Annotated in this window: 9 protein-coding genes; 4 read left to right on the top strand and 5 right to left on the bottom strand. The window is 67.5% G+C overall.

Going from position 1 to position 10,100, the window contains the following annotated elements:
* Positions 1–57: 57 nt before the first annotated feature.
* Positions 58–1,653 carry a M28 family metallopeptidase gene (locus QN347_RS17715; RefSeq protein ID WP_322161647.1) on the bottom strand — a complete coding sequence of 532 codons (1,596 nt, stop codon included), beginning with the start codon at positions 1,651–1,653 and terminating at the stop codon, positions 58–60.
* Between the two features lie 104 nt (positions 1,654–1,757).
* Here QN347_RS17715 and pepN point away from each other — a divergent pair, with 104 nt between their 5' ends.
* Entirely contained in the window at positions 1,758–4,361 is a 2,604-nt protein-coding gene (gene pepN / locus QN347_RS17710) for an aminopeptidase N (protein WP_322161645.1), read from the top strand.
* A 7-nt stretch (positions 4,362–4,368) separates the two neighbouring features.
* Here pepN and QN347_RS17705 read toward each other — a convergent pair whose 3' ends face one another.
* From QN347_RS17705 to pabB, 3 genes are all read right to left on the bottom strand, one after another.
* Positions 4,369–4,506, bottom strand: coding sequence for a hypothetical protein (locus QN347_RS17705; RefSeq protein ID WP_189676467.1), 138 nt, complete (start codon positions 4,504–4,506; stop codon positions 4,369–4,371).
* 117 nt (positions 4,507–4,623) lie between these two features.
* Positions 4,624–5,823, bottom strand: coding sequence for a pyridoxal phosphate-dependent aminotransferase (locus QN347_RS17700; RefSeq protein WP_322161643.1), 1,200 nt, complete (start codon positions 5,821–5,823; stop codon positions 4,624–4,626).
* Positions 5,824–5,872: 49 nt separating this feature from the next.
* Positions 5,873–7,654: an aminodeoxychorismate synthase component I gene (gene pabB / locus QN347_RS17695; RefSeq protein ID WP_322161642.1), complete on the bottom strand. Its 1,782-nt coding sequence runs from the start codon at positions 7,652–7,654 to the stop codon at positions 5,873–5,875.
* Between the two features lie 79 nt (positions 7,655–7,733).
* Between pabB and QN347_RS17690 the strand changes: the two genes are divergently transcribed.
* Both QN347_RS17690 and QN347_RS17685 read left to right on the top strand, forming a co-directional pair.
* The gene (locus tag QN347_RS17690; protein ID WP_189676470.1) at positions 7,734–8,405 is read left to right on the top strand and encodes an MBL fold metallo-hydrolase; all 672 of its coding nucleotides are present in this window, start codon (positions 7,734–7,736) and stop codon (positions 8,403–8,405) included.
* A 4-nt stretch (positions 8,406–8,409) separates the two neighbouring features.
* Positions 8,410–9,207, top strand: a complete 798-nt coding sequence (locus QN347_RS17685; RefSeq protein ID WP_322161639.1) for a DUF72 domain-containing protein — start codon at positions 8,410–8,412, stop codon at positions 9,205–9,207.
* Here QN347_RS17685 and QN347_RS17680 read toward each other — a convergent pair.
* Positions 9,204–9,686 (bottom strand): hypothetical protein, encoded by a 483-nt coding sequence (locus QN347_RS17680; RefSeq protein ID WP_323494248.1) that lies wholly within the window; start codon positions 9,684–9,686, stop codon positions 9,204–9,206. The genes QN347_RS17685 and QN347_RS17680 overlap by 4 nt on opposite strands.
* Between QN347_RS17680 and QN347_RS17675 the strand changes: the two genes are divergently transcribed.
* Positions 9,681–10,100, top strand: a 420-nt coding sequence (locus QN347_RS17675) for a hypothetical protein (protein WP_323494247.1), incomplete at its 3' end; no start/stop codon positions are given. The two genes, QN347_RS17680 and QN347_RS17675, sit on opposite strands and share 6 nt — an antisense overlap.

Raw genomic sequence — 10,100 nt, 5'->3', positions numbered from 1 at the left:
CATCGATCCTGCAGATTACAGAATCATGGCTTGAGCGAGCGACGATTTCGCGGGTCGTCAAGCAGACGGAGTATAGAGCAACCCGAAGAAGTCGCCCTTGTTCCAGCGCGGCCGCGCATCGCCATCGGCGATCGCGCGGGCGATCGCGTAATTGGCGTCGACGAAGCGAATCCCCTGCCGCCAGTCGATCGGTTGCGCCAGATCGTCCGAGGGCTGGTGATAGCGATGCGCGAAGAAATCGGCGGTCGCCGCCTTGCCCGGCCCCTTCTGCCCCGGCCACAGGAAGACCGAAGGCACGCCTTGCTGGACGAAGCGATAATGGTCCGAGCGCACGAAGATCCCCTGCGCCGGATCGGAATCGGGCGACATCGTGACGCCGAGCGTCCCCACCGCCTGCGCGACGATCGGCCCGAGCGTCGAGCGGTCGGCGCCGAACACCGTCATGTCCTCGAACGCGTAGGACAGGATCGGCATGTCGAGATTGACGTCGGCGACGATCGACTGGATCGGGAGCGTCGGGTGCTTGGCGAAATAATCCGAACCGACCAGCCCCTTCTCCTCGGCGGTGACCGCGAGGAACAGGATCGAGCGCCGCGGGGGCTTGCCCGACGCCTTGAAGCGCCGCGCTTCCTCGATCAGCGCGGCGATGCCGACGGCATTGTCTTCGGCGCCGTTGTAGATGGCGTCGCCCTTCGCATCGGGCGTGCCGACGCCGAGATGATCGAGATGCGCCGACAGCACGACGACCTCTTTGCCGAGCTTGGGGTCGCTGCCGGGGATCAGCCCCGCAACATTGCCGCTCATCGCAGGCTCGAAGCGCGTCTTCAGCGCGACCGTCGCCCCGATGTTGAGCGGCATCGCGCGAAAGGTCGCATTGCTGTCGGCAACGCGCGCCGTGATCGCGGACCACGGCGTCTTGGCCTGCGCGAACAATTTGGCCGCGCCCGTCCCACTCAACGTCGCGAGGATCGGCACACCGGGCGAATCGCCCGTCCCATCGGCGCGCGCCCAGGTCGTGCGCGGCCGGTCGAAGCTCGCGCCGCCCTGCGGCAGCGTCGCGCGCGTGAGCACGATCGCGCCGACCGCGCCGTGCGCCGCGGCGATCACCGCCTTGGTCGCGGGGCTCGAGAAATGCGCGCGCTCCTCGCTCTGGAAGCTGAGCGGCGCGCCGCCGAAAAACGCGACGATCTTGCCGCGCACATCGACGCCGGCATAATCGTCGCGCTTGTAATCGGGCGCGACCAGCCCGTAGCCGACGAACACCACCGGCGCATCGAGCGCGGTCTGCGCCGCGCCCGCCACCACGCCCGGCATATAGTCCTCGCCGAATACCAGCCCGAGCGGCGCCGCCCCGGGCCGCGTCAGCACGACGTCGCCCTTGTCCGCCGCGCGATAGCTGACGAGCGGCACCTTCTGGATATAGCTGCCGCCGTCGCCTGCTGGCTTCAACCCCGCGGCATAGAATTGCGCCGCGACATATTCGGCGGCGATCCGGTATTCGGGGCTCCCGGCCTCGCGCCCTCGCAACGCGTCGGAAGCGAGGAACAGCACATGCGCCTTCATCGCGGCCTGATCGTCGGGCAGCGGCGCGTCCTGCGCGCTCGCCGCCGGCGTCATCGCGATCGCCGCCAGCGCAAGGAACCGGATCTTCATGTCTGCCCTCATCATCTGTACGAGCGCGGTAGCACAGCGCAGCGCACGCACAAACGGCGCGATTTCGGTAGCGAGCGGCAAACAGCCACCCTACATCTTGGTCAATGCTCGATCTCCAGACCAGCCTCGCCCAGCCCCATGTCACGCGCCGTGCGGAGTATACGCCGCCCGATTGGCAAGTGCCCGAAATCGCGCTCGACTTCGCGCTCGATGCCGCGGCAACGCGCGTCAAGGCGACGCTGCACGTCCAGCGCGGCGATCTGCATCAGCGTCCGCTGCGGCTCGATGGCGCCGGCCAGACCCTGCTGTCGGTCAAGGTCGACGGTGTCGCGGTCAATGACTGGACGCTCGACGGCGAGACGCTGGTCCTGCCACTGAGCGGCTCGGCGCATGTCATCGAGACCGAGGTCGAGATCGCGCCCGAACGCAACACGCAGTTGATGGGGCTCTACGCCTCGGGCGGCAATCTGTGCACGCAGTGCGAGGCCGAAGGCTTCCGCCGCATCACCTATTTCCCCGACCGGCCCGACGTGCTCAGCCGATATCATGTCCGCATGAGCGCCGACAAGGCGCGCTATCCCGTGCTGCTCGCCAATGGCGATCCGATCGCGGCGGGCGACCTCGAAGGCGGACGGCATTGGGCCGAGTGGCGCGACCCCTTCCCCAAGCCGTGCTACCTCTTCGCGCTCGTCGCGGGCGATCTCGCGGTCAATCGCGGCAGCTTCGTCACGATGTCGGGGCGTGAGGTCGCGCTCGGCATCTGGGTCCGCGCAGCCGATATCGACCGCACCCATCATGCGCTCGACGCGCTCAAGACGTCGATGGCATGGGACGAGCGCGTCTATGGTCGCGAATATGATCTCGACGTGTTCAACATCGTCGCGGTCGACGATTTCAACTTCGGCGCGATGGAGAATAAGGGCCTCAACGTCTTCAACTCGCGCTACATCCTCGCCGATCCCGACACTGCGACCGATTACGATTACGACGCGATCGCCGCGGTCGTCGCGCACGAATATTTCCACAATTGGTCGGGCAACCGCGTCACCTGCCGCGACTGGTTCCAGCTGTCGCTAAAGGAAGGCTTCACGGTCTATCGCGACCAGGCCTTCTCGGCCGATCAGGGCTCGGCCGCGGTCAAGCGGATCGAGGACGTGCGGGGCTTGCGCGCGTCGCAATTCCCCGAGGATGCCGGCCCGCTCGCGCATCCGATCCGCCCCGACGAATATCAGGAAATCTCGAACTTCTACACCGCCACGATCTACAACAAGGGCGCCGAGATCATCGGCATGCTCGCGACGATCCTCGGCCGCGAGAAATTCCGCGCCGGGACCGATCTCTATTTCGACCGCTTCGATGGCACCGCCGCGACCTGCGAGGATTTCGTCGCGAGTCTGGAAGACGCGAGCGGGATCGACCTGACGCAGTTCCGCCGCTGGTACGGCCAGGCAGGCACGCCGCGCGTCACCGCGTCGTTGCACCACACCGAAGGCTCGGGCCGCGCCGAACTCGTGCTCGCCCAGCGCACGCCGCCCACGCCGGGGCAGGAGCACAAGCTGCCGCTCGTCCTCCCGCTGCGCATCAAGCTGTTCGGGGCCGAGACCGCGCAGACCGTCGCGCCCGAACAGACGATCCTGCTGACCGATGCCGAGGAGCGCATCGTGTTCGAAGGCATCAGCGAACGCCCGGTGCTGTCGATCAACCGTGGCTTTTCCGCTCCCGCGATCCTCGAAACCGACCGCACCGCCGCCGACCTCGCCTTTCTCGGCGCGCATGACGATGATCCGTTCGCGCGCTACGAGGCGTTGCAGCAATTGATGCTCGATACGCTGGTCGCCGCTGCGGGCAACAATCGCGCCGACACCGCTGCGGTCGTCAAGGCAGTCGCGGGGACGCTTGCCGACGCGACGCTCGATCCGGCGTTCATCGCCGAGGCGGTACTGCTTCCGTCGGAAAGCTTCATCGGTGACCAGATGGCGATGGTCGACCCCGACGCGATCTTCCGCGCGCGCGAGGCCTTGCGGCGCGAGATCGGGCGGACGCTCGAGGCCGACTGGCGCGCGGCGTACGACGAGTCGCAGGCGACGGGTTCGGGCTATGTCTACTCCCCCGGAGCGAAGGGCCTACGCCGGCTCAAATCGGTCGCGCTCGGCTACATCGCCGCTTCGGGGGCGAGCGATGCCGCCGCGCTCGCCTTCGCGCAGTTCGAGGCCGCCGACAACATGACCGACCGGCAGAGCGCACTGACCACGCTGGTCGCCGGCGACTCGGCCGAACGCATTGCAGCGCTCGACATCTTCTACAATCGCTACAGCGACAATGCGCTGGTGCTCGACAAATGGTTCTCGGTGCAGGCGATGGCACCGCGTGACGATACCGGGGCGATGGTCGCCGAATTGCTGCGGCATCGCGCTTTCACGCTCACCAACCCCAATCGCGCGCGCGCGCTGATCGGGGCGTTCGGGGTGAACCAGCGCGCGTTCAATGCGGTCGATGGGTCGGGGTATCGCTTGCTTGCGGACCAGCTGATCGCGCTCGACCGGATCAATCCGCAGACCGCCGCCAAGCTGATCGCGCCGCTTGGACGCTGGCAGCGCTACGATGCAGCGCGCGGGGGCATGATGCGGGCGGAACTGGCGCGGATCGTCAAAACGCCGGGTCTGTCGAAGGATATGTTCGAGCAAGCGTCGAAAAGTCTCGACGCCTGAAGGTCGTTTAGCGTGCGGCGGCGACCTGGCTCGCCGTCGCGGCGCGCGCCGGTTCCATCGGATGTAGCGTCACGAGCGCCAGCGCACCCAGCGCGAACCCACCGACGAACTTCCACAGGAAATCGGACTTCAAGACGCTACGCATTGCTTCTGACCTTTCGCGCCCGGCCCCGTGCCGAATCGCTGCGGTGCAGCAAATCGGCTTCTCGGAGTCGTTTCGCAAGCGGCTTATTGGCAACCCAGCGTTAACGGAAACTGACCGTTAGCGCAGCGCCGCGCACGCCGTCTGGATCCGCTCGCACGCTTGCGTGAGCAGCGCGTCCGACGTCGCGTACGAAATTCGCATCGCCGGCGAGAGGCCGAACGCCGCGCCCTGCACTGCCGCGACCTTGGCATCGTCGAGCAGATAGCCGACGAACGCTTCGTCGGTGTCGATCAATTTGCCCGCAGGCGTCGACTTACCGATCACGCCCGACAGATCGGGGTAGACGTAGAACGCGCCCTGCGGCCGCGGGCAAGTGATGCCGTCGGCCTGGTTGAGCATCGACACGACGAGATCGCGGCGGCCCTGGAACGCGCGCGCCCAATCCTTGAGGAAGCTCTGGTCGCCGTTGAGCGCGCCCGTTGCCGCGGCCTGCGCGATCGAGCAGGGGTTGCTGGTCGATTGCGACTGGAGCTTGGCCATCGCCTTGATCAACCACGACGCGCCGCCGGCATAGCCGATCCGCCAGCCGGTCATCGCATAGGCCTTCGAACAGCCGTTGGCGGTCAGCGTGCGCTCGTAGAGCGACGGGCAGACCTGCGCGATCGTCGCGAATTCGAAGCCGTCGTAGAGGATATGCTCGTACATATCGTCGGCGAAGATCCAAACATGCGGATGCCGTTCGAGCACTTCGCCGAGCGCCTTCAATTCGGCGGCAGTGTAGGCAGCGCCGGTCGGGTTCGACGGCGAGTTGAGGATCACCCACTTCGTGCGCGGCGTGATCGCCGATTCGAGCTGCTCGGGAAGCAGCTTGTAGCCCTGCGACGCGCCCGCCGCGACGAACACCGGCGTGCCGCCCGCGAACAGCACGACGTCGGGATAGCTCACCCAATAGGGTGCCGGGATGACGACTTCGTCGCCGGCGTCGAGCGTCGCGACCATCGCGTTGAACAGCGTGTGCTTGCCGCCGACGTTCACGGTGATCTGGTCGGGCGTGTAATGCAGGCCGTTGTCGCGCGCGAACTTGGCGACGATCGCGGCCTTCAGCTCGGGCGTGCCGTCGACATTGGTGTATTTGGTCTTGCCGTCGTGGATCGCCTGGATCGCGGCGTCCTTGATAAAATCGGGCGTGTCGAAATCGGGTTCGCCCGCACCAAGACCGATCACATCGACGCCGGCGCGTTTCAGCTCCTGGACGCGCGTCGTGATCGCAAGCGTTGGCGAGGGCTTGATGCGGACGAGCGCGGCGGATGGCTGCATGTGAAGGACCTTGCGGAAATGCCGCGGTGCGGCGGGTTCGCGCGAGCGCTTATCGTGCCGAAGCGTTTGTCGCAACCACGCGCCGCGCACGAATCAGTCCGCGCAGGGCGTTTCCGACGAAAAAATCCTGCGTCAGATCGGCCTCGGTAAGTTCCCCCTCGATCGCTTGGCCCTGCGCGATGAGATCGGCGCGCAGCACGCCGGGCAGCAGTCCGTCGGCGAGCGGCGGCGTCACCAGCGTGTCGCCGCGCGGCACGAACAGCGTCGTGAAGCTCCCTTCGGTTAGCCGTCCGTCAGGACGCACGAACACGACTTCGTCGCAGCCAGCCGCGCGCCGCGAGTCATCGTAGAAGCCACGATCGCTGGTCTTGTGGCGCAAGCGGATATCCGCTGGCGTGACGGGCAACGGCACCACCGCGACCGATAGCGGCGCATCGCGCACCGCGGGCAGCGGCGCGACCTCGATCGCCACCGCGCCGCTGCGCGCGAGCAGCAGCCGGACCTTGCGCCCCGCGCGCAGCCGGAAGGTCGCCGCCTGCAATTCATTGCGCGCGCTATGCCGGTCGAACGCGAAACCGAACGCGCGCGCACTCGTGGTCAGCCGCTCGAGATGGCGGTCGAGCCGCAGGATGCCGTGTTCGGGATCGAACGCCATCGTCTCGATCAGATCGAAGCTCAGCGGATCGCGCGTCATGAAGCTGGTCTTCGCCCTGGCCTCGTCCCATTCGTCGGCGGCGCGCGAATCGGCGACGATCCCGCCCCCTGCCCCGTAGCGCGCGTGGCTCGCGCCATGCGGCAGCGTCAGCGTGCGGATCGCGACGTTGAACATCGCATCGCCGTCAGCATCGAAACGACCAATCGCCCCGGTATAGAGCCCGCGCGGCCCCTGCTCGATCTCGGCGATCGCCTGCATCGCCGCGATCTTCGGCGCGCCGGTGATCGACCCGCACGGAAACAACGCGGCGAGCACGTCGATCGCATCGGTCTCGGGCGCGATCTGCGCGGTGACGGTCGAGACGAGCTGGTGGACGGTCGGATAGCGCTCGACCTCGAACAGGTGCGGCACCGCGACCGAACCCGCGCGCGCCACCCGCGCAAGGTCGTTGCGCATCAGATCGACGATCATCAGATTTTCGGCGCGCTGCTTGGGATCGTCGGCGAGCGCGCGCGCGGCGGCGGCATCCTCGGCCGGGGTCGCCCCGCGCAGCGCAGTCCCCTTCATCGGACGACACGTCAGCGTCTCACCCTCGAGCGCGAAGAACAGTTCGGGCGAAAGCGAGAGCACCGCCATGGCGCCAGTGTCGATCAGCGCGCCGAACCCCGCGCGTGCACTTTCGCGCAGCCGCGCATAGGCCGAGCGCGGATCCCCGAGCACCGCAATCTGGCCGAGATGCGTGAGATTGGCCTGATACAGATCCCCCGCGGCGATCAGCGCCTGCACCGCTGCGAATTGCGTGTCGTAATGGCGCTTGTCGATCGTCGACTCGGGCGCGCCGATCCAGGCGCCTGCGGGATCGGGCAACAGGCCGGGAACATTCTCGCGCGCGATCTCGGCAAAGTCGGTGAACAGCCCGAACCACAGCAACGGCATGTCCGATTCCGACGGCTCGGCGAGCGCTGGCTCGAACGCCGCCCCCGCTTCGTACGACAGGAACCCCGCCGCGTGGAGCCCGTCGCGCCGGGCGGCGCGCAACTCGGCCAGCGCGGGCGCGATCTGCGCGAGAGTCCGCGCCGCAACGATCCGTACCGGATCGCGATACAGCCGCGCCGGTGCGCCGCCGTCACGGGCATCGTCGAGCAGGACGAAAGGCGGGGAAAGACGCGTCACCATATGTCGTTTCGCAGATGCCCCGGCTTTGCTGCCCGGGGCAACCCTTGGTTTTCGCGGTGGTCCGCCGTATCTCGGACGCATGAGCACCCAAGCCCCCCTGCCGCCGCTCCGCGCCGCGATCATTCCCGTCACCCCGCTCCAGCAGAATTGCACGCTGCTGTGGTGCACCGCGACGATGCGCGGCGCGTTTGTCGATCCCGGCGGCGACCTCCCCAAGCTGCTCGCCGCGGCGCAGGAACACGGCGTCACGGTCGAGAAAATCATCCTGACGCACGGCCATATCGACCATTGCGGCGAGGCCAAGCCGCTCGCCGACCAGCTCGGCGTCCCGATCGAGGGCCCGCACGAGGAAGACCGCTTCCTTACCTGCTCGCTCTCCGAGAGCGGCGCGCAATACGGCATCGCCGGCATCAATTTCGAACCCGACCGCTGGCTGGTCGAGGGCGACACCGTCAGCGTCGGCGATCTCGTGCTCGACGTGTACGAGACCCCCGGCCACACGCCGGGCCATGTCATCTTCCATCACGGGCCGTCAAAGCTGGCGATCGTCGGCGACGTGCTGTTCGCAGGCTCAATCGGCCGCACCGATTTCCCACGCGGCAACCATCCGCAATTGCTCGAATCGATCGTCACCAAACTGTGGCCGCTCGGCGACGACACGACCTTCCTGCCCGGCCACGGCCAGCCAAGCACCTTCGCGCACGAACGCCGGACCAATATGTTCGTCAGCGACGCGGCAATGGCAGCCTGAGCCGATGAAACCGGGCGAGATCCGCGTCGGCATCGGCGGCTGGACCTACGAGCCGTGGCGCGGCAGCTTCTTCCCCGAGAAATGGCCGCACAAGCGCGAGCTCGATTATGCCGCGAGCAAGCTCACCGCGATCGAAGTCAACGGCACCTATTATTCCTCACAAAAGCCAGCGACCTTCGCATCCTGGGCGAAGGCGGTGCCCGACGGCTTCGTCTTCGCGCTCAAGGCGTCGCGCTATTGCACCAATCGCAAGGTGCTCGCCGAAGCGGGTGAGTCGATCGCGCGCTTTACCGGGCAGGGGATCGTCGAGCTCGGCGACCGGCTCGGGCCGATCCTGTGGCAGTTCATGGCGACCAAGAAATTCGACCCGAAGGATTTCGGCGCGTTCCTCAAATTGCTGCCCGCCGAGCAAGACGGCATCGCGCTGCGCCACGCGGTGCAAGTCCGGCACGAAAGCTTCCAGACACCCGAATTCGTCGCGCTCGCGCGAGCCGCCGGGGTGGCGATCGTCTATGCCGATTCGACCGACTATCCGGCGATCGCCGATGTGTCGGGCGACTTGGTCTATGCCCGGCTCGAGGCCGCGGTCGAGGAAGAGCCCGCGGGCTATGCGCCAGCGGCGCTCGATCGCTGGGCCAGCACGGCACGACGCTGGGCCGAGGGCAGTGCGCCCGTCGACTTGCCCTATCTCGCCGACCCCGCGCCGAAGACACCGCGCGAGACCTTCGTCTTCTTCATCAACGGCGCGAAAGTCCGCGCACCGCATGGTGCGATGGCCTTGATCGAGCGCGTCGGCGCTTAAGGCGTTGCCTCAGCCGGGGTAGCGGGCGCTTGGGCCGGCGCGGCTTGCGGCTGCGGGGCGACGGTATCGACGCCCGGCGCGAGGATCGCCGCGCTCTCGATCGTGTCGAGCGCGCGGCGGACATCGACATAGCGCCGTGCAGCGCTCGTCCAGCGACCGGCCGACGCGACGCCGGGCGTCCGCGACACCTCGGCGAGCGCCGCCTCGACCTTGCCCGCCTCGAGCAACCGCCGCGCGGTCGCGACGCGATCGACCGGCAGCGGCGACGGGCTTCCCGCACGGCGCAAAACGATCAGATGGCCAAGCTCGTCGCGCAGACTTTGCCACCAGCCGTTGCTCGCCGCACCCGTGAGCAGCTCGGGTGTGACGCCATCGAGCCCGGCGCGCAGATCCTCGAGCGTGACGGGGTCGCGTGCCGCCTGGATGATCGTCGCGACCGCGGCAGGCTGCGTCGCGACGAAGCGCGTGCGCAATTGCACTTCGAGGAAGCCGAGATTGAGCCCGCGGTCGATCGCACGGCGCGCGGCGAAGGCGATCATCAGCGCCTGGCTGCGCGTCGCATAGGTCGAGGCACGCTGCGAATCGCGGTCGATCGCCCCCGCGCGCGCTTCGAGCGCGTCGAGCTCGGCGGCGAGCGCGGCCTCGCGCGTCGTCAGCGCAGCGAGTTCGAGCGCGGGCGCCGCAACGGCTGCCTTGTTGGGGACGATGACGAGCGGCGCCTGGCCATTAGCACCGACCGGGACCGTAACCGTGGCGATCGGCTTGGCATCGGTCTTGACGTATTTGACTACGAGCAGCGCGGCGAGCCCCGCGCCGACCAGAAAGGCGATCAGCGCAAGCGCGATCCCCGCGCGCCAGCCGGGTCCGCGCGCGGCTGTCTCTTATACACATCT

The sequence above is a fragment of the Sphingomonas sp. 10B4 genome (assembly GCF_035019905.1).
In the GTDB taxonomy this organism is placed as follows: domain Bacteria; phylum Pseudomonadota; class Alphaproteobacteria; order Sphingomonadales; family Sphingomonadaceae; genus Sphingomonas; species Sphingomonas glacialis.
This window is presented reverse-complemented; position numbering and strand designations above follow the sequence as displayed.

Bases quoted from the DNA above. Each gene is read 5' to 3' on its own strand.
- pabB (WP_322161642.1), bottom strand. From the start codon at position 7,654: ATGGTGACGCGTCTTTCCCCGCCTTTCGTCCTGCTCGACGATGCCCGT.
- QN347_RS17690 (WP_189676470.1), top strand. From the start codon at position 7,734: ATGAGCACCCAAGCCCCCCTGCCGCCGCTCCGCGCCGCGATCATTCCC.
- QN347_RS17685 (WP_322161639.1), top strand. From the start codon at position 8,410: ATGAAACCGGGCGAGATCCGCGTCGGCATCGGCGGCTGGACCTACGAG.
- QN347_RS17700 (WP_322161643.1), bottom strand. From the start codon at position 5,823: ATGCAGCCATCCGCCGCGCTCGTCCGCATCAAGCCCTCGCCAACGCTT.
- pepN (WP_322161645.1), top strand. From the start codon at position 1,758: ATGCTCGATCTCCAGACCAGCCTCGCCCAGCCCCATGTCACGCGCCGT.
- QN347_RS17705 (WP_189676467.1), bottom strand. From the start codon at position 4,506: ATGCGTAGCGTCTTGAAGTCCGATTTCCTGTGGAAGTTCGTCGGTGGG.
- QN347_RS17715 (WP_322161647.1), bottom strand. From the start codon at position 1,653: ATGAAGATCCGGTTCCTTGCGCTGGCGGCGATCGCGATGACGCCGGCG.